The sequence below is a fragment of the Paenibacillus sp. PsM32 genome (assembly GCF_030433815.1).
GTDB classification, from domain to species: domain Bacteria; phylum Bacillota; class Bacilli; order Paenibacillales; family Paenibacillaceae; genus Saccharibacillus; species Saccharibacillus kyungheensis.
This window is the reverse complement of the sequence record NZ_JARUWY010000005.1, coordinates 109,114-133,839: the sequence shown is the minus strand read 5'-3', so window position 1 is coordinate 133,839 and position 24,726 is coordinate 109,114. Positions and strand designations below refer to the sequence as shown.

The 24,726-nt window shown below is 39.8% G+C and carries 22 protein-coding genes; 5 read left to right on the top strand and 17 right to left on the bottom strand.

Annotated features, from left to right (window positions below; all coding sequences use genetic code 11):
* Positions 1-80: 80 nt before the first annotated feature.
* From QCD85_RS12160 to deoC, 3 genes are all read right to left on the bottom strand, one after another.
* The gene (locus QCD85_RS12160; protein WP_301262766.1) at positions 81-1,265 is read right to left on the bottom strand and encodes a NupC/NupG family nucleoside CNT transporter; all 1,185 of its coding nucleotides are present in this window, start codon (positions 1,263-1,265) and stop codon (positions 81-83) included.
* A gap of 148 nt (positions 1,266-1,413) precedes the next feature.
* Positions 1,414-1,821 (bottom strand): cytidine deaminase, encoded by a 408-nt coding sequence (locus tag QCD85_RS12155; protein ID WP_273613276.1) that lies wholly within the window; start codon positions 1,819-1,821, stop codon positions 1,414-1,416.
* Positions 1,822-1,967: 146 nt separating this feature from the next.
* Entirely contained in the window at positions 1,968-2,633 is a 666-nt protein-coding gene (gene deoC / locus QCD85_RS12150; RefSeq protein WP_069329256.1) for a deoxyribose-phosphate aldolase, read from the bottom strand.
* 305 nt (positions 2,634-2,938) lie between these two features.
* On the opposite strand from deoC, the gene QCD85_RS12145 reads away from it, so the two are divergent.
* Complete coding sequence (locus QCD85_RS12145; RefSeq protein ID WP_301262765.1) at positions 2,939-3,946, top strand: hypothetical protein; 1,008 nt, start codon at positions 2,939-2,941, stop codon at positions 3,944-3,946.
* 97 nt (positions 3,947-4,043) lie between these two features.
* Here QCD85_RS12145 and QCD85_RS12140 read toward each other — a convergent pair whose 3' ends face one another.
* The 3 genes from QCD85_RS12140 to QCD85_RS12130 all read right to left on the bottom strand — a co-directional run bounded on the left by QCD85_RS12140 (position 4,044) and on the right by QCD85_RS12130 (position 7,040).
* Entirely contained in the window at positions 4,044-5,378 is a 1,335-nt protein-coding gene (locus tag QCD85_RS12140) for an MFS transporter (RefSeq protein ID WP_301262871.1), read from the bottom strand.
* Positions 5,379-5,471: 93 nt separating this feature from the next.
* Positions 5,472-5,930, bottom strand: coding sequence for a MarR family winged helix-turn-helix transcriptional regulator (locus tag QCD85_RS12135; protein WP_301262764.1), 459 nt, complete (start codon positions 5,928-5,930; stop codon positions 5,472-5,474).
* A 174-nt stretch (positions 5,931-6,104) separates the two neighbouring features.
* Positions 6,105-7,040, bottom strand: a complete 936-nt coding sequence (locus QCD85_RS12130; RefSeq protein WP_301262763.1) for a sugar-binding transcriptional regulator — start codon at positions 7,038-7,040, stop codon at positions 6,105-6,107.
* A 349-nt stretch (positions 7,041-7,389) separates the two neighbouring features.
* Between QCD85_RS12130 and QCD85_RS12125 the strand changes: the two genes are divergently transcribed.
* From QCD85_RS12125 to QCD85_RS12115, 3 genes are all read left to right on the top strand, one after another.
* Positions 7,390-8,292: a manganese catalase family protein gene (locus QCD85_RS12125; RefSeq protein WP_273613280.1), complete on the top strand. Its 903-nt coding sequence runs from the start codon at positions 7,390-7,392 to the stop codon at positions 8,290-8,292.
* A 263-nt stretch (positions 8,293-8,555) separates the two neighbouring features.
* On the top strand, positions 8,556-8,813 hold the full coding sequence (locus QCD85_RS12120) for a GlsB/YeaQ/YmgE family stress response membrane protein (RefSeq protein WP_069329254.1): 258 nt from the start codon (positions 8,556-8,558) through the stop codon (positions 8,811-8,813).
* A 154-nt stretch (positions 8,814-8,967) separates the two neighbouring features.
* The gene (locus tag QCD85_RS12115; protein ID WP_301262762.1) at positions 8,968-10,053 is read left to right on the top strand and encodes a mechanosensitive ion channel family protein; all 1,086 of its coding nucleotides are present in this window, start codon (positions 8,968-8,970) and stop codon (positions 10,051-10,053) included.
* A 137-nt stretch (positions 10,054-10,190) separates the two neighbouring features.
* On the opposite strand, the gene QCD85_RS12110 is transcribed toward QCD85_RS12115, so the two are convergent.
* The gene (locus tag QCD85_RS12110; protein WP_301262761.1) at positions 10,191-10,982 is read right to left on the bottom strand and encodes an alpha/beta hydrolase; all 792 of its coding nucleotides are present in this window, start codon (positions 10,980-10,982) and stop codon (positions 10,191-10,193) included.
* Between the two features lie 799 nt (positions 10,983-11,781).
* Between QCD85_RS12110 and QCD85_RS12105 the strand changes: the two genes are divergently transcribed.
* Positions 11,782-12,504: an S-layer homology domain-containing protein gene (locus QCD85_RS12105; RefSeq protein WP_301262760.1), complete on the top strand. Its 723-nt coding sequence runs from the start codon at positions 11,782-11,784 to the stop codon at positions 12,502-12,504.
* A gap of 192 nt (positions 12,505-12,696) precedes the next feature.
* On the opposite strand, the gene QCD85_RS12100 is transcribed toward QCD85_RS12105, so the two are convergent.
* The 10 genes from QCD85_RS12100 to QCD85_RS12055 form a co-directional block, all read right to left on the bottom strand.
* Entirely contained in the window at positions 12,697-13,248 is a 552-nt protein-coding gene (locus QCD85_RS12100) for a GNAT family N-acetyltransferase (protein ID WP_301262870.1), read from the bottom strand.
* A 60-nt stretch (positions 13,249-13,308) separates the two neighbouring features.
* Positions 13,309-15,351 carry a S9 family peptidase gene (locus tag QCD85_RS12095; RefSeq protein ID WP_301262759.1) on the bottom strand — a complete coding sequence of 681 codons (2,043 nt, stop codon included), beginning with the start codon at positions 15,349-15,351 and terminating at the stop codon, positions 13,309-13,311.
* Positions 15,352-15,871: 520 nt separating this feature from the next.
* The gene (locus tag QCD85_RS12090) at positions 15,872-16,831 is read right to left on the bottom strand and encodes a DNA-3-methyladenine glycosylase family protein (RefSeq protein WP_301262758.1); all 960 of its coding nucleotides are present in this window, start codon (positions 16,829-16,831) and stop codon (positions 15,872-15,874) included.
* 193 nt (positions 16,832-17,024) lie between these two features.
* A complete protein-coding gene (locus QCD85_RS12085; protein WP_301262757.1) occupies positions 17,025-18,071 on the bottom strand; it encodes an HD-GYP domain-containing protein in 1,047 nt (348 codons plus the stop codon).
* A 399-nt stretch (positions 18,072-18,470) separates the two neighbouring features.
* Positions 18,471-19,940 carry a carboxylesterase/lipase family protein gene (locus QCD85_RS12080; protein ID WP_301262756.1) on the bottom strand — a complete coding sequence of 490 codons (1,470 nt, stop codon included), beginning with the start codon at positions 19,938-19,940 and terminating at the stop codon, positions 18,471-18,473.
* 180 nt (positions 19,941-20,120) lie between these two features.
* Positions 20,121-21,053 carry a malonate decarboxylase subunit epsilon gene (mdcH, locus tag QCD85_RS12075; RefSeq protein ID WP_301262755.1) on the bottom strand — a complete coding sequence of 311 codons (933 nt, stop codon included), beginning with the start codon at positions 21,051-21,053 and terminating at the stop codon, positions 20,121-20,123.
* 28 nt (positions 21,054-21,081) lie between these two features.
* A complete protein-coding gene (locus tag QCD85_RS12070; RefSeq protein WP_301262754.1) occupies positions 21,082-21,744 on the bottom strand; it encodes a malonate decarboxylase holo-ACP synthase in 663 nt (220 codons plus the stop codon).
* Positions 21,735-23,465 (bottom strand): biotin-independent malonate decarboxylase subunit beta, encoded by a 1,731-nt coding sequence (locus QCD85_RS12065; protein WP_301262753.1) that lies wholly within the window; start codon positions 23,463-23,465, stop codon positions 21,735-21,737. Before QCD85_RS12065 ends, QCD85_RS12070 begins: the two co-directional genes overlap by 10 nt.
* The gene (locus tag QCD85_RS12060; RefSeq protein WP_301262752.1) at positions 23,455-23,754 is read right to left on the bottom strand and encodes a malonate decarboxylase subunit delta; all 300 of its coding nucleotides are present in this window, start codon (positions 23,752-23,754) and stop codon (positions 23,455-23,457) included. The genes QCD85_RS12065 and QCD85_RS12060 overlap by 11 nt, the downstream gene beginning before the upstream one ends.
* Positions 23,754-24,725 carry a triphosphoribosyl-dephospho-CoA synthase gene (locus QCD85_RS12055; protein WP_301262751.1) on the bottom strand — a complete coding sequence of 324 codons (972 nt, stop codon included), beginning with the start codon at positions 24,723-24,725 and terminating at the stop codon, positions 23,754-23,756. The genes QCD85_RS12060 and QCD85_RS12055 overlap by 1 nt, the downstream gene beginning before the upstream one ends.
* Between the last annotated feature and the right edge of the window lies 1 nt (position 24,726).

Genomic DNA, 24,726 nt, shown 5'->3' with positions numbered 1-24,726 from the left:
TCATGATATGAAGATGTAACATTGCTCCTCTAATTATAAACCAAACTGTATTGATGGTAACAAATGTGGAGACATCTTACTTATTTTAAGAACAACCCTGTAATTGTAGCAGAAAGCACACTTACCAGTGTAGCACCATATAACAGTTTCAGTCCAAAGCGAGCTACAACATTACCTTGTTTCTCGTGTAGACCTTTTACAGCACCAGCAATAATACCGATAGAAGAGAAGTTAGCGAAAGATACTAAGAATACAGATATGATACCTAGTGTACGTGAGCTAAGTTCTGTGTGTTTAACTAGATCTAGCATCGCTACGAACTCGTTCGATACCAATTTCGTTGCCATAATACTACCTGCTGTTACAGCTTCACTCCAAGGAACACCCATCATGAATGCAAATGGTGAGAAGATATAACCCAAGATTTGTTGGAACGTAATACCGAAGATTAAGCCGAATAGACCGTTGATCATACCGATCAATGCTACGAAACCAATCAACATGGCTGCTACGATAATAGCAACTTTGAATCCATCTAAAATATATTCGCCCAACATTTCGAAGAAGGATTGCTTCTCTTCTTCTTGTACTTCTAAAATATCTTCTTCTTTGGTAACAACATAAGGATTGATAATAGAAGCGATAATAAAGCCACCGAATAAGTTAAGCACTAATGCAGTTACAACATATTCAGGTTTCAACATCGTCATATATGCACCTACGATAGACATCGATACCGTAGACATGGCTGATGCACAAAGTGTATACAGACGGTGTTTAGGAAGCGCACCGATTTGTTTTTTAACAGAGATAAATACTTCAGATTGACCTAAGATTGCAGATGCAACCGCATTGTATGATTCCAATCTACCCATACCGTTGACTTTACTAAGCACAAGACCAATGTATTTAATAATAAACGGTAGAATTTTGAAGTATTGCAGAATACCGATCAATGCTGAAATAAATACGATAGGCATAAGAACACTTAAGAAGAATGGTGTAGAACCTTCTGCAAAGACAAATCCACCAAATACAAAACTAATACCTTCACCAGCATAGGCTAATAAGTGTTTAAAGACAGTTGCAAATCCTCCGATAATCCATGTTCCTACTACTGTATTCAGAAGTAGAAATGCTAAAATGGCTTGCAACACGATCATAACAAACAATGGACGATAACGAATATTTTTTCTATTGTTACTTCCCAAGTAAGCTAATGCAAACACCAAAAGAATCCCCAAAATTGCGATAATATAACTCATAAATAATTAGCTCCCATTCTGCACTCTGCTTCATAATCACTTACTTAAAATCTTTTGAAACAAATTGAAATAATCAGAAATTATACATTAAGCGCTTACATTATTCGTAAAAAAGAACAAATCCTTGCGGATATATTCTTTTTTTGGATTATTCAGCAGGCTGGCTATGGTCCATATCATGTGCCTGGAAAAATCCTGGTAACATTTGAGATATCGTCCACTCGGTAACATCACCTTTAAGGTTAGTCAGGTATACTTTCGTATTCTCATCACTGAATTCAGCAATAACTTGACGACAAGCACCACAAGGAGAGACCGGACCTTCGGTATCCGCTACGATCGCAATCGCTTCGATCTTACGCTGACCTTCAGATGCAGCTTTGAAAATAGCGGTACGTTCTGCACAATTGGTAAGACCATAAGAAGCATTTTCTACATTACATCCCCCGTAGACTTTGCCATCTGCAAGCAGAGCAGCACCTACTTGAAACTTGGAATAAGGTACATAGGCATTTTTACGTGCTTCGATTGCTGCTTGAATCAATTGATCTTTCATGATAGGTCTCTCCTCTGACGGATAAGATAATTAGATTGGTAAGATAGATGTCGCATTTTTACTGCCAAATGCTTAGGTAAGATATTTTGCTTTGCAAAAATCACTTTTCATCCTACCAGAAGATATCGCATTTTTACTGCCAAATGCTAGTAAGAAGAAGTTCCTTCTTCGCCTTCAACGATTTTGACACCAGAGCTTGCACCGATGCGTGTTGCACCTGCTTCAACCATGTTGTTCAAGTCTTGAAGATTACGTACGCCACCAGATGCTTTTACGCCAACATCAGGTCCTACTGTTTTGCGCATCAAAGCTACGTCTGCCGGTGTTGCTCCACCTGTAGAGAAACCAGTTGATGTTTTTACAAAATCAGCTCCAGCTTTTACAGACAATTCAGAAGCACGAACTTTTTCTTCGTCTGTTAGTAAGCATGTTTCGATAATGACTTTGACTAAAGCTTTACCTTTAGCAGCATCTACTACAGCTTGGATATCACGTTGCACTAGCTCGTTATTACCATCTTTCAATGCGCCGATATTGATAACCATATCAACTTCAGTAGCACCGTTTGCAATAGCATTGCTTGCTTCAAAAGCTTTCACTTCTGGAGTTGTTGCTCCTAGAGGGAATCCGATTACCGTACATACTTTGACAGGGCTACCTTTTAATTGTTCTGCACAGTACGCTACCCATGTTGGGTTAACACATACAGATGCGAACTCATATTTTCTAGCTTCTTCTGTCAATTTAGTCACTTCTGCTTGTGTAGCATCCGCTTTCAATAACGTATGGTCGATCAATTTTGCTAAGTTCATATTTTTAAGCTCCTTTGAGTAAATTAGATAGGAAACATAGTAGTAAATCGCTTCAATATCCACATCATAACACCAACATGAACATATGTAAAATGATTTTTGAAATTATGTTCAGACACAATTTGATGATCTTGTAAACATTCTTTTGCAGATTGCCTTACTCTGTCCGCTAGCCGCATATCAGTGTAACAGGAAAGTAGGATTCGTGCTATTTTTTCGTTATAATACGGTATTGTATGTAGCTTTTTTGATGGATGATTTCCTTTATGACTTTACCACTTCACTTCTGAAAGGAAGATTAGATCATGACTCAATGGACACGTTATACATGGAATAAGCTCAATAGTGAGCAGCGGCTTCAATGGTTGCAAGAATTAGTAACCCGCCTTCCTGAAGGGTTTGCTTTGAAAAACATGCAATCCTTTAACAGATATGGACAACAGATCGAAACAGGTATTTTTTCATATCAACAATCTGAGTTTGTTTTTGTACCGGGTGATGAAGTTACACTCGGTTGGAATGATCCTCATGTATCTTGGGATCCATCTACATTAGAGGACTTGGAAAGTGGATTAGAGGAAATCGAACTAAATATAGACGAAGCTATACCGATGATAGCCAAACAAATGTCTCCTGTGCGAACAGTACATATTCCATCGTTATTAGTAGAACGCCGTACTCATTCTGTAGGTTGGCAGGAATACACACTTGAAGAACTTGATCCTATCGAAAATAAAGAGATTATAGATGCTCGCGCTACCTTCTCTCTTTCAAATTATAGCAGTCATGAAATGTATCAAGATTATCGCTTCGTACGAGATGGGCAACAAATCCGTATTTATGTATTTGAAGAAACAGAAGATGTTCATGAATGGCAAAAGCTTTCTCTAGAACACCCATTTACTATTTTTACCGAAGATGAATGGGAATATGTATATGGCGGTGGAGCTAGAACCTTATTTCCATGGGGAGACAGCTTTGACTATACGATGAATGTCAGACATTACGGCAATCTAAATCCAGCCGAAGATGAACCTTCTGATACAGACTCTGCACTTCCTTACGACTTGGAACAACCGAACGGATTCGGTCTTTGTTTTCTTGGCGATCCTTATGAAGCAGAACTAACGATTACGTCAGATAATCAGGTAATCGACAAAGGAAGTGACGGTGGTAGTGGCATCTGTGGAGGTGTTGGTATTTTATTAGGTTATTTACCTGTAGCGACTTATTACCGTAATCCTTATCAAGATCAATTGGAGTGGAATGAACGAATCAGTTCGATGCATTATCGGCGCATTATCCGGCTATAAGAGCGATAGTATCACTAGCGTATGAACAACAGCTTTATTGCAAATAAATCTATACCAAAAACCCCGTTCGCTTTCCAAGCTGACGGGGTTTGATTGGTTATTTTGAAATGGTAGGACGAGTAATTATACGAGATTGTACATAATATAAAACAATAATCACAATCGCTAACAATGCTTGTATAGAGAAAATATTGCTAAATACATATCCATCTGCATATATTGCCAGCGGATTCAAATGAACCGAGCCATGATTAGCTTCGATCATTTTACCAATAATACTGGTTGCTGTGGCTCCTGCTATAAAGTTCAACAGTGAGAACAATCCCATCCCTACACCGACTTGATCTTTAGTTAATGTACGTGAGATCGTATTAGACATAGCTATCTGCATAAAGGTCTGCCCTACATTACCGAAAATTAGAATAAATAAGACGATATATGGAGATATTCCGACCACGATGGATAATGAGACAAAACAAATAAAAATCAATGTTGTCGCAATATACACAAGTAACGGATTTCCTCTACGATCGGCTAACTTTCCACCTTGACGACCTAACAAAGCTGAACAAATCGCCGCCGGGAACATAATTAATCCGATCAATGCTGGAGATAATCCATTTAAAGCACTTAGAAATTGCGGTGTTACATACGGTAAGCCAAAGCTGAGACCTGTCGCTAGAAAAGCAATCAACAACCCGAATGAATATTGTTTGTTGCTAAACAACTTGGGCTGGATAAAAGGCTCTGCTGCTGTACGTATCCGAATAATAAATAAGATCAACAAAATGACTCCAATGACAGCAAACAACCAGTTTCCTTGAGAAATAGATAATAACAACATGGCTACAGTTCCACTTAATAACAGTCCACCGATAAAATCGATCTTTTGTGCTTCGCCCCGATAATCATCAAGATATTTACGGAAAAATGGCAAAGCAATCAAAGGGAACAAAGATAATAAGAATAAAAAGCGCCAGCTTCCAAAGCTTGTGATCAGTCCGGCAACAATCGGTGCTATCGCTGTTCCGAGAGATAGACCAATCGCTGTTGTACCGAGTGCTCTACCCCTTTTTTCAGGAGAAAAATAACGTACAGGTACAATCATGGCTGTTGCTGGAATTACCGCGGCTCCGGCGGCTTGCAGTACACGTCCGACCACCATCATCCAGAATTCACTAGCAAATAATCCAACTACAGATCCTAATGCAAAAAAGATCAGACCGAACGTTAACAAATCTTTTAACCGATATTTATCCGCAAGCTTACCATATACGACCGAACCTACAGCATACACAATCATATAACCGGTCAATAACCATGTTACATCTGCGGCTCCAATATTAAATTCTTTACTGATAGTAGGCATTACTACATTAAACATCGAAGCGTTCATTACCGAGAATACTAATGTAAATGCGAGTACACGCATTAATTTATCGCCATTAGGATAGACTCGTTCTTGTTTTGTAGACACTTATGCTGTCATCCTCTCTACTCATACCGTTACTGCTTATTTTGATTGTTATTGATACACATCCACTAATTTTTGTAGCAACTTTTTAAGCTGGGTTAACTCTTGATCGGTAAATGTATGAGCAGAACGACTTTTCACTTCATTTACGGCTTGTTGAGCTTGAATATGCTTTTGCTGACCTGCCGGAGTGAGCATTATTTGCTTCATGCGAGCATCATTCGGATGAGAACGGCGTACGATCCATCCCCTTTTTTCAATACCATTTACCAGACTGGTCACACTGGATTTCTCTATCAGTAATTGATGTTCTAGCTCATGATTCGTAATACCGGGTTGGGTCGCTATTTCATATAAAGCCTGACTTTGCTGTGAAGTCATATCCAGTGAGCGTAAAGACTGCTCAATCTGACGCTTAATCGTTATATATGTTTTTTTGATTAAGGGTGTAGGACTATTCAAAGCAGCTTTTGCATACTGTTCATGTTGTTCTCTATCTTTTGAACTCAATATGTCTCCTTCTCTCTTAGTTCGAATTCGAACTAATTTTATTTCAAAATAAAACTATTGTCAATACAAGTTGATGATTATATTTTTATTTCGATATCGCACAAAACAAACAAAAACAGCCTTTTACAAAGCAGTAAAAGACTGTTGACATAAGATAAGTATATTTTTTCTTGTTTATGTTAATAATGCTTGGGCTGTAAATTGATCTGTTACCAAAATGTTAGCATACTTGCCGATTAGCGCAGCTTCGATTGCTTCAATTTTGCGCTGACCCCCAGCGACCAGTATTGATTTTTCTTTTTTACGCAAATCGACCAGATCTATGCCTACTGTACGATCATTAATCGCAGGACTACAGATATTACCTTCTTTATCAAAAAAGCGAGAACAAATATCACCAGCACCGGTCTGTTGTAACAACCGTTGTTCTTCTTCATTGAAGTAACCTAGCCTGAACAAAAGCGCATCTTCTTTCACTGTACCTACTGTAAATACAGCGATATTCGCTTGTCTACCTAATTCAATAATACGCTGAATATGACGATCTTCATCCACCATTTTTTTGAGCTCAATACTATCGAAAATCACAGGTAATGGCAAATAACGAGCAATCGTATGATAAGCTTCTGCAAACAGATTGACTGTTTCTGCGGCATACGTGTTTACGTGCGAGTGACTGACTCCGCCTTTGAGCTGTACGACTTCCACTCCGCGTACTTGTTTTTGTTCCAGATGTTCTGCTACTGCATGCATTGTTGTTCCCCATGTGACTCCAATAATATCGGTGTCTTTGACAATATCAAATAAATAATCTGCGGCACGTTTGCTAATATGCTTTTGGATTTCTTTATATTCATTGATCGGTGAATAACAGACATGTACTGTATCTAATCTATAGCGTTTTTTCAATTGTTCTCCGAGTGCATCCAAATCTTCTAAAGGATCTACAATATCTATCCGCACATAACCTTTTTCTTTCGCATACTGTAGCAATCTAGATACAGTTGGTCTAGATACACCTAGCTTAGTCGCTATCTCTTGTTGACTATAATCAGAAAGGTAATACAACCTTGCTGTTTCTATACTCAAACGCTGTTTGTCATTATCCACGGCTTTTATCATCCCACATCTCTATCAGAATCTAGTTGAACAGTTCAAAGCATCTCATTTCACATATTATACATTTTTTATACATTTTTTAAAAATTTATTTCAAGAACGCTTAAGATCATTGTTGCTTCTCGCTTTCCAGTTGTTAACAGCTTTGTCTACTTCCTTTATATTTTTAGCAAGTTGTTATTTACCGATGGTCGGTTAGAATTTCCTTCATATATGGCGTTTGTTTTCGGCAATATAGGGTATGGATTAAGAGGGCCTTTTATTTCAACAATTTGGGTGTACACCCATTGCTGAACATTTTTGCAGAAGGCTACAAATACAATAATACTGGAGGTAAGATAATGTTCACACGTCTTGACCAAATCATGATTGAAATCCCGGATGTCAAAAAACCAGATCCTAATGCAGCTGCGGCTGTACAAGAATTACTAGGTGGTAAATTCGGTGAAATGTCGACTTTGAACAACTATCTATTCCAATCGTTTAACTTCCGCAATAAATCCAAGTTAAAGCCTTTTTATGACTTGGTAACCAGTATTACAGCAGAGGAATTGGGTCACGTTGAGTTAGTTGCCCATGGGATTAACAAAATTTTGGCAGGTTCTAGCTTGCCAGGCGAACCTGATTCTACACCACTTGATCCGCTTAAAGATGTTCGTCTAAGCTATCATCATTTAGCAGGCGCACAAGGTGCAATGCCTCGTGATTCTATGGGTCGTCCTTGGACAGGTGATAATGTATTTAATAGCGGTAATCTTGTAGAAGATTTGTTGCATAACTTCTTCTTAGAGTGTGGCGCAAGAACACATAAAATGAAAGTCTATGAAACAACTGACCATCCAGCTGCACGCGAAGTTGTTGGTTTCCTTCTAGTACGTGGCGGTGTACACGTTGTTGCTTATGCTAAAGCACTTGAAGTTGCAACAGGCGTCAATGTAACCAAACTTGTACCTGTTCCTTCACTAAGCAACAAATCGTTTAATGAAGCACGTAAATACGAGGAAAAAGGCGTTCATACTCGTCTGTATACACATAGCACAGAGGACTTCAAAGCTATCGATCAGATCTGGAAAGGTACTCATCCAGAAGACGGTTTGCCGCTTGAAGTGATTCATGGATTCCCTCAAGGTGTGCCTGTTCCTGAGTATCCTCCATTGGATGAAGAGTTCGCTCCAGGAATTTCTCAAGAAGATTTCAAAGAAATTGCGAAGCGTCTCAAAATGGCTGGTAACATCACAGACTAAAGCAAAAAAGGCTGGTTTCCAGCCTTTTTTTACATAATTTATTCTTCATATTTAGCGAATTACACCTATTATTTTTAGTTATTTATTTATTAAATTTTGAACATATGGTTTCGATTGCTAAACAATGGTTAATAAATAGACGAGAAGAGATTGCTGAATAAATCTTCTAAGTGCTTGTTGTAACACAAATGTTATGAAAAGTGATTTAGTGTAGTTATTCAACTATCTTAAAAAAGACATTCAATTATTAGGAGGCGACAACAATGGGTTGGTTATGGGCATTAATCGTAGGTGGTATTATTGGTTGGATCGCAGGTATGATCGTAGGACGTGACGTTCCAGGTGGTATTATTGGTAACATCATCGCTGGTTTCATCGGTGGTTGGTTAGGTAACATGTTGCTTGGTACTTGGGGTCCTGAAATCGGTGGATTCTTTATTATTCAAGCGATTATCGGTGCAGTCATCGTGATTGCTATCGTGAGTGCTATCATGCGTTCTTCTAGAAGATCACGCGGTTAACACAAAGCATACTTAACTTGAATATAATATTCAATCAGAAGCCTGTTCCTTTGGAGCAGGCTTTTTTTATGATTTTGGAAATCATTCTATCGTGCACTGGAAAATCGGTTAATAATACGTAACAACATAGAAGATGTAGCAAGGGATGGTGGATATGTACTTATATTCGTTTTGGGATAATATTGTTGCTTGGTATTACAATATCCGCTGGATCGATTTGCTTGTATCAATCGTTATCCTGTTTATTTTTCTCGCTTTTCGCAAATTATTTACGCGCTATTTGTTCACTTTTGTTTTACGACGATTTGATGGTCATTTAGCGATGCTTCGCTGGTTACAAGCATTTGAACGACCTTTACAAGCCTTTTTCACATTGATCGGAACGTATTTGGCGTTACGATACTTTATGCATGAACAATGGACTTTTATTATCGGTATAGATCGTATTTATCGCAGTATCGGTATTATTCTATTAGGTTGGGGAATTTATAATGTGTCTGCCTCCTCTTCTATTATGCTAGAAGGTATGAGTAAGCGATTTGGATTAGATGCAACCAGTATGATTATTCCTTTTTTATCTAAAGTATTGCGTGTGATCGTGGTAGTACTTGTTATAACAATTGTGGGTGGAGAATGGGGATTTAGTATTAACGGCGTAGTCGCCGGTATGGGACTGGGTAGTCTGGCTGTCGCTCTCGCTGCTCAAGAGACATTAAGTAATGTGATTGCAGGGATTATTATTATTTTGGAAAGACCTTTTTCGAAAGGGGATTGGATCTCTACACCGGATATCGAAGGAATCGTAGAAGATATTACATTCCGTAGTTCCAAAATCCGTACATTTACCGATGCATTGGTAATTGTACCGAATTCCAAACTAGCAGCTCAGCCAATTACAAATGGTAGTCAGATGGGGAAACGCAAAATTTCTTTCCCGCTACGGGTTGCGCTAGATTCTAATCGTGATGCATTATCACGAGTGGTATCTCGTATTCAATCTCAGTTAGAAACGGATGATAATGTTGTAGATGATTCAGCAATGGTCAAATTTAATGAATTTAACGAAAGCAGTCTGGGGATTCTGGTACAATGTTTTACCAAAACAGCAGCCTGGGGCGAAAATCTAGAATACCGTCAATATCTTAATTTGATGATTCTGGATATTTTAGAAGAAGAAAAAGTAAAATTAGCTTATCCTACGCAACGTATTGTCATGCAAGAAGCCGAAGCTTCTTCATAATATAGTCGATCAGATATGTATACTTATCTTATCAGAACTAATCACTACACAGCAAAACCACCTGCCTTGCTTCATGCACAAGACAGGTGGTTTTGTTTGTTGTAGGTTTTATTAGTGATGTTACAGTGTTATAGCCACTAGATAGATTTACGCAAAGGCAACCATTCAAGGACACGCTGAATTTTGGTATCCCAATATCCCCATTCATGTTCTCCAGGCTCTTCCTCATACGTTAATTGCAATCCAAGACCATTCACATGATCGCGAAAACGAATATTATGATCATACAAAAAATCTTCTGTGCCACAACATTGATACAATTGTGGAGCTTGCTTACTTTTATCTGAAGCTAATTGCTCAGCTAAATGGAATAAATCATTATCAGAACCACGTAACTCTTCTACTGTTCCAAAAATACGTTCTAGTTCTTGAGTGTATGCTACATCGCCACGTTCGAACAAAGCTGACGCATCTGTCGCACCGGAAAGACTTGCTGCCGCTGCGTAACGATCAGGTAAGCGTAAGCCTAGCTTGAGCGCTCCATATCCGCCCATAGATAAACCTGCTACAAAGCGATCCTCACGACGATTAGATAGCGGGAAAAACGATTCTGCGAGCTGTGGCAATTCTTCACTGACAAATTTAAAATAGTCGCCACCTTGCTTCATATCTGTATAAAAGCTACGATGCGCCGCAGGCATAACAACAGCAATACCATACTCTGCTGCATAACGCTCAATCGATGTCCGTCGTAACCAGATCGAATGATCATCCGAAAGACCATGTAACAAATACAATGTAGGATGCTTACCACCTGTTACTTTGCCTTCCATCCCGATCTGAGAATGAGTTTCCTGTGGTAAAATGACATTCATCGTGGATGAAAGCCCTAGTACTTCTGAATAAAAATCACATTGAATCAAAGCCATTATGATATCCTCCTCGAACTTGTGCTTATGTGTCATTTGTTGAGACATCTATTCTTCTTTTCTATCATACCTTTTTTCACTAATGAAAGCGATATCACCATGATATAAAGAAAAGCAAACAAAAAAAGTAACCGTTGGTGATTATATTCACCGGGTTACTTTTGCAGGTGTTCTATGGTATGCATAACGGTAAGCATGTATTCATAAAGAAACATGCTTAATATGTATATATTATTTTATACTATTTGGATTAAGCACGAGTTTTAACAGGGATTCGTGTAGAGCTCAATTGTGCGTTCAAAATATCTTGAAAGCTTTTAGGTGTTTCTTTGTCTACAGCTTTTTGAACGGTTGCGTTAGATTGCTGTCTGAAGTGGTTGTGGTTGTATGGTGTCATGTGGTGGATACTCATATTCATTTGCTTCACGCTTCCTTTCGTTCATCGAATTTGTTTGTTTTTGTTTTGTATCTTGTAATGTGTATATACCCCTGCTTTTTGCGAATGAAAACATAAATAACACATATTTTAGTATATTTTTGGTAATTGATTCTATAGACCCTGATCCAAGTTCAAAAGCGTTATGTTAACCAGGATCACGTTTGTCGGATGCTGTAGAAAACAAATTCTAAAGTCCTATAATCGACAATATGACTTTAGTTACATATAAAATCAATAAAATATATTCCTAAATTCAAACTATTAATTTTTAACTATCCTTTTGCAACTTATTTGGAATAGCTTGCGTCTGTAACGATAAGCAAGCCAAATCAGGCTAATAATTTATTGAGGTGATGGATCATGAAAAATAAACAAAAATGGATGACTGTAGTAGCGGCTTCTGTATTAACATTATCGTTGAGTGCTCCAACTTTTGCAGCGAGTGGAGATTTTTCAGATATCAGTAAAGTACCTGGACATGAAAAAATTGAATCGTTAAAAGATCGTGGATTTATTAACGGTGTTACCGATGATCAATTCAAACCTAATCAAACCATCAATTCAGCACAAGGCGTGCAAATGATCGTAAAAAGCTTCCAATTGAGTCTGGCTAACTTTAACTTCATCAAAGCGCCAGAAGCAAAAGACTCTTATGATAATGTAAAAGACAATGTGTGGTACTCTGATGCGTTTATTATTGCCAAGCTTAACGGTGTAGATATTCCTGAAAATGTGAATCCTGCGTCTAAAATGACCAAAGAGCAATTCACAACATTTGTGATGCAAGCGATGGAAAAAGCGGGCAATCTACCTATGATTAATATCAAGCCGGTTGATATCAAAGACGATAGCAAAATCAATCCTTCTTATCAGGGAGCGATTCAACGTTCATTAGCACTTGATATTAACACATTAGATAGCAAAGGTAATTTCGATCCGAAAGGCGAAGTTACTCGCGCAGAAGCAGCAGTGATGATCTATAATGCTCTCGAATATATGAGTAAAATCAAAACACCTACTATCGATCCAATACCTGAACCATCACCATCCCCTTCTCCATCCGATGATAGTTTGGATAAATAAAAATAACGTTCACCTGGAATGGTAAAAGAATAGTTTCTGAATCTAATTAATCTATCAAATAGCTCAATCATATTCTCCAATTGATAACGAGTATAAACAAACAGAGTCTATCCCTATCGCAATGTAGGAATAGACTCTGTTTTTGCTGTAATATACAGCGATATATATTTGTAAATCGTGATTATTTATCATTTAGATCCCGTTTTGCATCTGCTGATTCCATTCTTCACGTAAAATACCCATACGAATCGAATCGTAGTAGACACCGTTATACAATCTACATTTACGCAGACGCGCTTCCATCGTCATGCCTAATTTGTAACCGACTGCAATCATCCGTTCATTGCCTGACCATGTGGTGAAACCTACTCGTACCAGTGGCATTGCTGTAAATAAATGATCGATCCACAATGTCAGTGCTCTAGTACCGTATCCTCCGCTCCAATAAGCAGGCTCATAAATAATAATCCCTACCTCTAACCACAGTGAAGGTTCATGCTCCCAGTAATAACTGACGATCCCGATGATATGCTGATTCACTTCAATAATCCAAAAGCTTGGACTGTCTATAATACGTAGTCGATCTTGCCAGTATTGCTCATACGGCACGTGAACATGATCATAATAAGGAGCATCCCACTTTTTCCATTCTGGAGATTCTTCTTTGTATATCAATTCCCATAGTATTGGGATATCAGCTTCAGTTATCGGGCGAATCTGTAATTCTTGATCGGTATACTCGATATGCCTTCAGCTCCTTCAATCTGACTTTTGGATCATCGGTTTGGATCTTATAGGTTACATTTATAAATACTCATTGAACCAACCTGCGATATGATTGAGTCGTTGTATCCGTAATTGTGGATGACCGCTACGAGATAACTCATGATTGGCATCCGGAAAACGAACAAACTTGGTCACAGCACCTAACCGTTTTAGCGCTATAAACCACTGTTCTCCTTGTTCAATCGGACAACGCAAATCTTTTTCCCCGTGCAAAATCAAAATAGGTGTTTTGACGTTAGCCACATAAGCTAATGGCGAATGATCCCACAATGTATTCAAATGATCCCACGGATTACCGGCAATCTGATCTTCTACAAAGTGAAAACCAATATCACTTACTCCGTACATTGAAATCCAGTTACTGATCGAACGCTGAGTGACTGCTGCTTTGAAACGATCGGTATGCCCTACTATCCAGTTGGTCATAAATCCACCATAGCTACCGCCGGTTACACCTAAGCGATCTTTGTCGATCCAGTCGTAATGTTCTAGCGCATAATCTGTGATTTCCATTAAATCTTGATAATCTCCACCACCATAATCATGACGGCACGCATTCACAAATAATTGTCCATATCCATGACTACCCCGCGGATTACCGAAAATGACAGCATACCCTTGTGATACTAACAATTGAAATTCAAGCATAAACGTATACCCGTACATCGCATGCGGCCCGCCATGAATTTCTAGAATCGTCGGCACTTTGGTATGTTCTGCTTGATCACCTGCCGGACGCATAATCCAAGCTTGCAGACTTTTACCATCTACAGAGGTAACACTCATTTCTTCAGGCTTACTCAAAATCAGTTGTTGTAGCAAATCATCATTATGATGAGTCAGACGTGTCTCTACTTCCGTCTCTACATTCCAGCCAAACAATTCACCCGGTTGTAGTGGATCAGCCGCTATAAAGATCAGATGTTGCTCTGCTGTGCGGGCAAAATAATGAATATTACGCTGTCCACCTAATATCGTCTGCACTCCTGATCCATCGGTTGCTATCGATAGCAAATGACAAGCTCCAAATGTAGTGCATAACACATCTATCGCTTGACCATTCGCTTGATAGATCGGCTTATACGTAGAACTGAGTCCTGTATCCCCGACTACAGAATTTAACAACATGATATCATCATGATCACATAATCCAGTGATCTTTCCTGTAGCTAATGACAATTGATACAATCGATTTAATGTAGCATTATAATAAGACTGATCGTCTGCTACCATAGCGATAAATTGCCCATCCGGTGACCAATTCAGACTCGAAATCACATATTGATGTTGTGTCCATTGATGGCGCTCATGACCTTCTGCATTGATCGTAAACAGATCATTTTTAAGCGAAAAATCAGGATCAACTTCATCTGTTGATGAGATATGAGCGATATATGCGATTTGTTTGCCATCCGGTGACCATGCAAAATCGTCAATATCATAATCTCCTGATGTAATCCATGTTCCAGACTGGTCTGCTATCTTATGTACATATAAATGCGTTCGACCTCCATCCCACAATCCACCACTATCTGATTTGTAAATGATACGATTGATTTCGATAGCCTTTTTCGATAAAGGAACTGATTGATCCTCAGCATGATCTGGATTTTTCGATGTTGATTGTTCGGATTGATTAGAGATGTCTTGATGAGGTTGTGATGATTTATTTGTTGCTGCAATTAATAACGATTGACTATCTGGCGACCATAGAAAAGAACCGACTCCATCTGCCATATCTGTTGCTTGATGCGCTTCTCCACCATAAGCAGACATAATCCAGACTTGCGGATGCTGATCTGTCCCACTTTTACGTAAAAAAGCAAGCTGTTTGCCATCCGGTGACCATGCAGGCAAGCGATCACTTTGTCCAGCAGTCCATTGGATATCTTCACTACCGTCTGCATTCATACGGCGCAAATGCGAATCATACCCGTCTTGCTTGGCGTTAACTTTCTGCACCTCATATACAATCGTACCATCTAACGGAGAAATGACTAGATTTTTGACCCAGTTAAAGCGATATAAATCTTCAGCGATGACTCCACGTCTACTTCCCATATTTCGTTATCCCCCATCCTATTTAGAGTGTACAAAATGTATGCGTATTCTTGCTTAAATACTATATGATAACATTTTCAATCGCAAGAAGATCACTCCTACACTACGATCTTTTTTACCATCACTATTAAAGGATAATCCCTTTTATTACATTTCCTCTAGCAGCCAATACTTCATTTCAAAGGAACTCTCATCACTTTAAAGGAACCTTCATCACTGTTAGATTACTTACAATTATCACTCAAGATAATTTCTTCTAACAACTTAATATAGCAAAGCAACTTAAAACTACCTCAATCTTCCCCACTACCAATCCCCCATTATATTTCTGTGTATATCTTGTGTTCACCTCCAAATGCTGCTAGCGAAGGGCGGAGGATTGTTCCGTAAGTCGCCTTTAAGATTCGGATATCGACCGCCAAGCGGTCATTCAAGATATCCGATCTTACCAGCGACGATAAGAACCATCCACCGCCCGTAGCGTCCCTCCCATTAAACACCTTTGAACACTTATACACTTTCAATATAAAAACCGCCACAAGTAAAATGTTGCATAGGACTCCCATAACGTCCAACCTGCGGAAAGTTCTAAAATATGGGCTTTTGTCGGTTTGGCATCCATTTTCAATACATGCTTAATCGAATTGTGTAGACCTACATCATCAATAGGAAAAGCGGACGGCATGCGTAGACAGCGCATCAATACATAATGAGCAGTCCAGGGGCCGATACCGCGAATTTTCACCAGTAATTTTTCAGCTTGTTTGACATCTGTAACTTGCAATAATTGTTCTTTGGACAATGTACCATCTACGATTAATTTTGCAGTATCGATCAGATATTCACACTTTTTGACTGTAGTCATACCTGCGGCAGACAGTTCATCTACAGTAAGGCTAGCGATCGTTTCGGCTGTTGGAAAAAGCCAGTACGTCTCCGCTTCATATGTCAGCGCTTGTCCAAAATGTTCTACCAAGCGTCTTTTTAAAGTATACGCAAATCCTAAATTGATCTGTTGACCTAGAATTCCCCAGCAGATCGCTTCATACAGATCAGGAATACCCATATTTCTCAATCCATAAAAGGAAACAACTGCTTGCTCTAGCAAAGGATCTTGAGCCGCCATTTTATAAAAAGGAGCTAAATCTGTGCCTAAATCGAACCAATCGTACACATATTGAGCAACACCTATACGTAATGCAGATGAGATCGACTGATGTTCGTCTACGAATCGAATCAGCATATGGTGTTCATCATAATTGCTAATCTCTATAATCGCCGCTTCTTGATCGACAGCAATCGCTTTGTAAATCATACCGTCTCGTAAAGTATATAAACTTTCATTGGTAGCCGTTGATAAATGACTGTAATTTTCGGTAAAGCTAAATTCTTTCGGTACAGAGATCAACATATCTTGTCCATGATCTTGTATTTGATTCGTAATCGATAGATTAGAGTGAGCATGAAGTTCATGTTGCATAACGTTAGACTGCCTCCATTCCTATCCTTGATCAACAAAATAACTATGTATCCGTATCAGGATGTATCAACCTATTAACCATCTCTGTCTATTCATTAACGGAATGATATCTAATATCAATAGCTTACAGCGCACAACACAAAAAGGAACTTGCAATAACAAGTCCCTTGAATGATATCTATTCTATTGACGATTACACAAAAATCTCTTCAATATGCAGTGCTCTTACTTTAGTCAAATCTACAAATTGATCATTCACCTGCACCAATGGTCTAAAAATATCGAGCGGATTATTTAAAATAATCGTGCCATGTTCTCCATTGGTTAATTGCACTTTTTTGCCTATCAGATTAGGAGCAAGATGATGAATCAATGCTTGAACAGGCTTTTCATTTAATTTGGAAAATCCTAATTCATAAATACTTTGCAGTACAGCCACAAATCCCTGTTTGTTTTGTTCATTTTTGGCGGCAGTCATATTTACAAATACATCTGCTACTGAAACGATCTGGGTAAACGGATGAATTCCTCTTTTGTACAACCGATTCGGATATCCTGAACCATCTCCACGTTCATGATGCTGTAGAGCAACAGATGCTGTCACTTTATCATTCATCGATTCCATAATAATATCGTAACCGTAGGTAGTATGGTTTTTGTATTCTTTCAGCTCTGAAGCATTCAATTCTTCAGGACGGCTACGCAAAATAGAAGGCAAACGACTTTTACCGATATCGTGCAAATACCCGGCTTTGCTGATTCGATAACAATCATGTTTGGAATAATCGAGCCATTCTGCAATATAGTAACTCAACAATCCTACTTTAAGCGAGTGACTATACAGATGATCGTCTTCTTTTTCCAAATGTAATAAAAGAGCGACTACATCTTTTTGTGCATCCAGATCTAGCAATAACGGTTGCAACAATTCGTCAACCCCATCAGCATTGAACTTGCCTTTTGTGAGAGCTTCCAAAAAGATCGACTGATACGCATCAATCGAACGATTGATTTTCTCTTTCAACACAGGTGATAATCCTGTAATCGCTATCATATCAGCGACTGGTTTGATTTCTTCTTTTGCTTCAATATCCACATATTCTACTTTATGACGTAGTAGTAGAGTGATATCTTCCTCTTTAATGTCTACTCCTTTTTTGAGTAATGGGACACCCGAGCTATTAAAGGTATCACTGCTTAACCGCTGTCCTTGCTTGAGTTCAGTAATATGTATAATCAAATATTTTTCCCCATTTCATCGTTTTTTATATTTACATGTCAAAAATCAAAATAGCGTATATACGAGTAAATAGAAGCCAGATCAGTAACTATAGATAGAAGGTAAATGATACACAGATGTTTTTCTAAAATTATGTATACCTTTTTCTGATATTTACTCTATTATATCGACAAATTACTGAAATATTGTATAGCTCTTAATCCTCAATTCTAGGTAAAATGACCTTCGCCTTTATGCAAAAATAGATTTATAGCGTGGATGATCTCTTTTTGGAGAAAATCTCTTATTTGCGAATTATGATGTTGCATCTTATATCAAAAAAAGATGAACCGCCTAATAAACGGTTCATCTCTCATTATTTATTTACCTATTAAGATCATTTATTACATCTGCAACAGCTTAAGAATACGAAATTAATTGTTGACGTTTTGCACTTTCTGGATCGTGTACCACATTCAGCTCGCGATTAAAGAGCATTGTGGAACGGTCTTTGAGATCATAATCAGACCATGGTAAATTGCTTGTGACTGGCATACTGTTATGTGCAAAATTAATCCAGGCGGTCTGCATCTGCTCTGCTAGATTATACGTATCTTCATCTATTTCTAATCCAAGATGTGCAAATAGAGGTAGATTGTTAAATGCAAATGCAATTTCAGCACCATGTGTAGCTGTTCCTAACAACGGATGACCGGGTTGACACCAATCAAATCGATACATCCATACAGGAGCATGCCCAACCTGTGCTTCTGCATATTGTAAAGCCGAACGCCAGAAGAACAAATCAGTCATCAGATCCGCATGACCTCTTACTGTTAACGGATATTGCTTCGCTAATCCGTGAGTATCTTCTCCGAGCAATGCTTGGACAATATTCACAATTTGACTTTCACTCATTAACTGAGTCGGTTGATTGAAAAATAATGTCCCTTCTTCCAAGTTAGTACCAATAATCAAAGGAATATGTTTGGCAGAGCCATCTTTGATCGCTTGTACAGGTTCAACCGGTAATGTATGTGGATGAATCGTTGGTTGGAACAACAACGCCCATGTATCATTATCCAGCGTTTGGCTAACACGATTACCTGCTTGCAATATCTCTTCTGTTGAAGCGGTATACAATTTGGATAAATCTTGTTCGCCTACACCAAGTGCTTGTACAAATCCGTCTGCAATTTGTCTGCTAACTTCAGCTGGCATTGCTTGGGAGGCTCCACTTTGCATAATAGCGCTTTGGAATAACCCTTTAGCTGCTGGCATCGCTAATAAAGACGCAATACTCATCGCGCCTGCTGATTCGCCGAACACCGTTACTCGTTCAGGATCGCCACCAAAGGCTTCAATATTATTTTTGACCCATTCTAATGCTGCAATCTGATCCAGTAAGCCTACATTAGCATGATAATCATCACCATATGATGACAAATTCAAAAATCCAAACGGCCCTAATCTATAGTTAATCGTAATCACAATCATATCTCCATTGACTGCAAGCGATGTTCCGTCATATAAAGGAATACTGCCTGCACCTGTTACAAAAGAACCACCATGAATCCAGACCATCACCGGTCGTTTTTGAGTGGATTTATCAGAAGCCCATATATTCAAATACAGACAATCTTCTGATTGTACAGGAGGTTCACTTCCAGAACCAAACATACTCGCTCCCTCGTATACTGGCTGAGGAGCAATCGGACCAAAATGCAATGCTTCTTTGACACCTTGCCATGGTTGCGGCGGTCTTGGAGCTTGAAAACGCAGTTCTCCAACAGGTGGTTCTGCAAAAGGAACCCCTTTCCAGATCACTGCTCCATGTTCACGTATACCTTGTATTTCTCCGTATTGTGTATGAATTTGTGTCGTTTCCATCTTTGTCTCATCCTCTCTAATACGCTACAACAACAATCGATCCAATGGTCATTTATACATAATGACTATCTTTAGTATAGTACACTTCTTCTATGTATATAAACATACGCCCTCTTTTTGAAGATAAGAGCGCGTATGTTTACCAAAATTACACGTATATATCTACATGATCATATCCAACTACAATGTATTCTGCTCTCGCTTCGCTAAAATAACAGCATTATCCAGACGACTGGAAGACAGTGATTCGACACGTGCTTCTGGAAAAGCAGCAGAAGCCAGACCACTGAGCACTTGACCCGGTGGCATTTCAAGAAATAAACGAGCACCCAGTTCGTAAAATAAAGTCGTTACTTCATGCCAGCGTACAGGATACGCAATATTTAATGACAAATCTTCGATAATACCGTCTGCTGTACGAATAGCTCGTCCTTTGTAATTGCCTGCATAAGGAATCTTAGGTCGAGACACTTCCATCTTGCTCAACGCTATAGCTAATTGATCAGAGACTGAAGATAACAAAGGACAATGGGAAGGCACACTGACATTGAGTCGTTTGGCAGTATGCGCACCATTACTTTTGCAAGTCGTTAACAACTGATCAATCGCTTCCCATTGACCAGCTACTGTAATCTGTGTTGGTGCATTTAGATTAGCGATATATACGGGATGTTCATCTGAATGAATAGCCAAGCGAATCTGTTCTACCTGACGCGCAGTCATTCCTGTAATAACGCCCATTCCATACCCTTGTGGATAAGCTTGCATCATCAATTGTCCACGTAAACGGGTTAAATGCAGAGCATCTTGAAATGAAAGTGAACCGGCAACCACTGCCGCAGCAAAAGCACCTGCACTATGACCTGCAACAAGATCAGGAAAAACACCTTCTGCTGCCAAAGCTCTAGACACCGCTACTCCTGCAATACATAGAGACATCTGTACATGATCTGTTGTCTGTAATGCTTCTTCACTATCCAGTTGTTGGATCGATAATTGCAGTATTTCTTCTGCTTCTGTCAGTGTCTGCTTGATAACAGAATGATCAGGTAATTCATGCAACATTCCGGGACGCTGTGAACCTTGCCCTGGAAAAAGCATCACTACACTCATCTGGCATCGCTCCTTTCTCTTATCATGTCTATGCTAGACGTGGATTCCACGGATCTTTCACCAGTACAGGCCCTTGTAGTGTACGCATCAACACACGGTCAGTAGCAGGCTTTGCCCATTCACTAAGAGCGATTGCTCCATAAGGTGTCTCGATCTGCACATCGACACGCACAGGCAGATCAAGCGTCTGTTGCCAGAATTGCTCTGCGCTAACTCGATCAATAGATTGAGAACAGCGTAGTAAAATATCCAGATCGCTAGTCATCGTTAATGTAGGATGTCCTGTAGCCAATTCAAATCCAGCACTGCCTGTCGGTCCCCAGATCATCTGGTTGTTATTCCAATATGAATACAGTTGCTTTAATGCTTGCAACGCTGGCGTACTGTTCCAGCGATCATTGTCAGATGCAGTCTGTAGATTCGAATCGAGCTGTGATGCTATCAATTGCTCTGGTGTTACTTTTTGTACAATTAGCGATGCAGGAATATTTAATGCTTGTCGTAAATGACGCTCTTGACCACGCACCCCAACAGCAATCTGTCCTTCTAATGCAGGAGCGCGCCGCACGACCACCCACGGTGTCTGCTGTAAAGACACATGCACCCATGACGGTACATCCTGTAACTCTTCTGCTTCTGTCCAGTGCGGATGCAATTGGAGCAGATCATGAGGAGCTGTAATTAATCCCATTGTTCTGCGAGTAACTGTCTTACTTTGATCGAAGAAGCTCTACCTGTAGCCGCTGTTGCACTGGTTAGACGGTTACTGAGATCGCGAGAACCTTGACGTGCATCTGTGATCGCTGTCATCAGATACTGATGGATACGTTCGATATCTTCTGATTGTGGTTGATCGGCTTTGATACCTTCAATCAATTGATCTAGCGCCCCCAATTTGGCAAAGGAACGAATATCATATGCTGCACCTGGCACTTTGGTTGCTGCTTCATTTAGTTGATCGATAGAGCGACGGGTAATACGTGCCGCAGACTGTTTGGACATAACCTGTACAGTTACTTTTTCATCATCTAACGCAAGTAATCGATTCGCTTGCATACCATGTGCTAGAAATGCTCCAGAGATCGCATTTCCTACAATTAGAGCGATCACAGGATGACCGGCCAGACGTGCACTAGCATAAGCATCTACCGCTGATCCGCATGATAAATGAATACCTAACACTTCTTCGCGGTACCCATAGGCTTGACTGGGTACATCAACTATCGCTACAATAGCACGCTTTTCTCCGTCTTGGTCTGCTTCAATAGCTTCACGAATATAACGGGCAATATTCCAACCTTCTTCTAGTCCAATCTCTCCTTGGCGAGCTCGGACAAAGCGCGCATTAGGATTTGGAACAACCGAGATATAACGTACCGATTGACCTTCTAACGAGGTATCGGCACACAATACAGAAGCAATGCCTTGTTGGTCTGATGCGGATCGACCAGACAACGCTTCGAACCATGTCCGTCCTCTAGTGATCGGTGCTTCACTACTATTGACTTGAACTTGCTCTGCTCTCGCTTGCTGTTGTTGAAGAGCCTCTTGATCTACCACACCGGATTTCCATGATTCACGAATAGACGATGGTACAATCAATGTATCAGCATCTACTGCTGCTAGTAATTCCAGATAACGATCCACTTGAGCTGTACGAGTCACTTCTTTTATCCCTTGACGGAATACCTCATGAATCGCTTGATTGATTTCTTGTACATCATCATTTACAAGTGCATCAGCGAATCCAGCACCTACCCGTTGTTCACCGCCTACCATCGACCAGATTCGGGAACGATCGGAAGCATCCATTTCTTGAATCCCTGCTTCTTGCTCAATGACTTCTGAACCATTCAATTGTAAGCGACCTTGACGGGTCATAATCAAATGACTGGATAATCCTGCCGCGCAGATCGACATCCCACCATAACAGCCAATCATACCAGAGATAACGCTAACGACCGGGGTGTATGGACGAAGTGCCATAATAGCTGCACCAATCTCGGCAATAGCGAGCAGACCATAATTTCCTTCTTGTAGTCGTACTCCACCTGTTTCCAGCAATAATACCGGACGTGTTTTGATCCCTTTTTGATGGTCAAGCAGTACTTGCTCTAATGCACCTGAGATTTTGGCTCCACAGACTTCCCCTATACCTCCACCTTGAAAAGCACCTTCTAAAGCAATCGCTACCGCAGGTTCTCCATCAATCGTTCCTCTACCTACAATGACACCATCATCACTTTGTGCCACTATTCCTTGTAACGGTAAATGAGGTGAAGTGATTCGATCAAAAGGACCGATCAATTCACGAAAGCTACCTTGGTCCAATACAGCTTGCGCCCGTTCCCGTCCAGATAATTCGATAAAGCTTGCATTAGCGATCTCTATCGGTTGAGTATTATTGTTCATCACGAAGCACCTCCATGGCTTGAGTTAACCGCAAATTAACAACACCTGGTGTAGCGCCAAAATCATTGATCTCGATCTTAACCGCATAAGAATAAAGTTTGAAAAAACGATCAAATACTGCACGCCAGATCTCTTCAAATCCATTAGCACTTGTATTGATCTGAATATAAGCTTGATTGTCTGTTGAAGGTTCGATCAATAGTTCCAAATCTCCTGAACCTGCTACACCAATATGAGCGCGCTGGGTCAACAATTGCTGAGCTGGATATTGCAGATGAATAATTTGCATTACATACGACCTCCTGTCGTTTTTGAAAAGGATTCGGTATACGACATATGTGTAATACCTGTAAGTATAGAATCAATATATAAAGTAGCTGCAAGCAGATCAGCACTACCACCGGGTGAAAAATGATGCTTCACCATCCACTGGTCGAATGCTAATAGCGCTTGCCAGCCTTTATTAGTACATGTTCCACCTTGCGCCAAAATCGCTGACGCACGCTCCTGTGTCTGCACAAGTGCCTGCTTCCCTCCACGATATAAAATGCAGGTGTCTGGCAACACAGCGATAATCGAAAGTAAACTATCTAAACGGGCAGAACATTCAGCGATCCCATGCTGACGAGCTTGTTGCAACGCTGGCAGACCGATATCGATCACATGCGGAAATCCACGCTCTGCTTCGTCTTTTGCTCCACCTGCTCCGTATTGACGCTTCACATGGGTTCCATGCGAACCACTATTAGGTGCGTAACGATCGGTATAGCGAGCGATAGTTGCTGCTATATCAGCGATTTGTGTAGCAGAGATAGTATCTAATGATGATACATCTGCTGATGAATGATCTGATTCAGCGATCCACAGTGAAGTCGCACCTGTTAACAATCCTAGTGCCCAGATAGCACCCCGATGGGTATTCACACCTTTGGTCACTTCTAACATATGTTGCTCACCTTGACGTCCGATCCAAGCCAGTTGTTCACGTAATGATTGATTAGCGCTATTACCATACGATGATTGAGCCATCTGAATAAATGTAGAGCGCAATGATTCTGCTGAATTATACATTAACTCTATATTCATATCTTGATGTGAACCATTATGATGTAGATCGACAAGCCCGGGCTTAGGTGTCAATGAAGCTTCGTCTTTCAGAGCAGTGACAGCAAGTTCACCTAACCACATTGCATAATAATCGGCTTCTGCTTTTCGCTGGCTTGGTATAGATATAGATGGGAAAATATCAAGAGTGCTCATA

Excerpts from the sequence above, each read along its gene's own strand:
- QCD85_RS12160 (WP_301262766.1), bottom strand. The coding sequence starts at position 1,265 with ATGAGTTATATTATCGCAATTTTGGGGATTCTTTTGGTGTTTGCATTA.
- QCD85_RS12155 (WP_273613276.1), bottom strand. The coding sequence starts at position 1,821 with ATGAAAGATCAATTGATTCAAGCAGCAATCGAAGCACGTAAAAATGCC.
- deoC (WP_069329256.1), bottom strand. The coding sequence starts at position 2,633 with ATGAACTTAGCAAAATTGATCGACCATACGTTATTGAAAGCGGATGCT.
- QCD85_RS12145 (WP_301262765.1), top strand. The coding sequence starts at position 2,939 with ATGACTCAATGGACACGTTATACATGGAATAAGCTCAATAGTGAGCAG.
- QCD85_RS12140 (WP_301262871.1), bottom strand. The coding sequence starts at position 5,378 with ATGCGTGTACTCGCATTTACATTAGTATTCTCGGTAATGAACGCTTCG.
- QCD85_RS12125 (WP_273613280.1), top strand. The coding sequence starts at position 7,390 with ATGTTCACACGTCTTGACCAAATCATGATTGAAATCCCGGATGTCAAA.
- QCD85_RS12120 (WP_069329254.1), top strand. The coding sequence starts at position 8,556 with ATGGGTTGGTTATGGGCATTAATCGTAGGTGGTATTATTGGTTGGATC.
- QCD85_RS12115 (WP_301262762.1), top strand. The coding sequence starts at position 8,968 with ATGTACTTATATTCGTTTTGGGATAATATTGTTGCTTGGTATTACAAT.
- QCD85_RS12110 (WP_301262761.1), bottom strand. The coding sequence starts at position 10,982 with ATGGCTTTGATTCAATGTGATTTTTATTCAGAAGTACTAGGGCTTTCA.
- QCD85_RS12105 (WP_301262760.1), top strand. The coding sequence starts at position 11,782 with ATGAAAAATAAACAAAAATGGATGACTGTAGTAGCGGCTTCTGTATTA.
- QCD85_RS12095 (WP_301262759.1), bottom strand. The coding sequence starts at position 15,351 with ATGGGAAGTAGACGTGGAGTCATCGCTGAAGATTTATATCGCTTTAAC.
- QCD85_RS12090 (WP_301262758.1), bottom strand. The coding sequence starts at position 16,831 with ATGCAACATGAACTTCATGCTCACTCTAATCTATCGATTACGAATCAA.
- QCD85_RS12080 (WP_301262756.1), bottom strand. The coding sequence starts at position 19,940 with ATGGAAACGACACAAATTCATACACAATACGGAGAAATACAAGGTATA.
- mdcH (WP_301262755.1), bottom strand. The coding sequence starts at position 21,053 with ATGAGTGTAGTGATGCTTTTTCCAGGGCAAGGTTCACAGCGTCCCGGA.
- QCD85_RS12070 (WP_301262754.1), bottom strand. The coding sequence starts at position 21,744 with ATGGGATTAATTACAGCTCCTCATGATCTGCTCCAATTGCATCCGCAC.
- QCD85_RS12065 (WP_301262753.1), bottom strand. The coding sequence starts at position 23,465 with ATGAACAATAATACTCAACCGATAGAGATCGCTAATGCAAGCTTTATC.
- QCD85_RS12060 (WP_301262752.1), bottom strand. The coding sequence starts at position 23,754 with ATGCAAATTATTCATCTGCAATATCCAGCTCAGCAATTGTTGACCCAG.
- QCD85_RS12055 (WP_301262751.1), bottom strand. The coding sequence starts at position 24,725 with ATGAGCACTCTTGATATTTTCCCATCTATATCTATACCAAGCCAGCGA.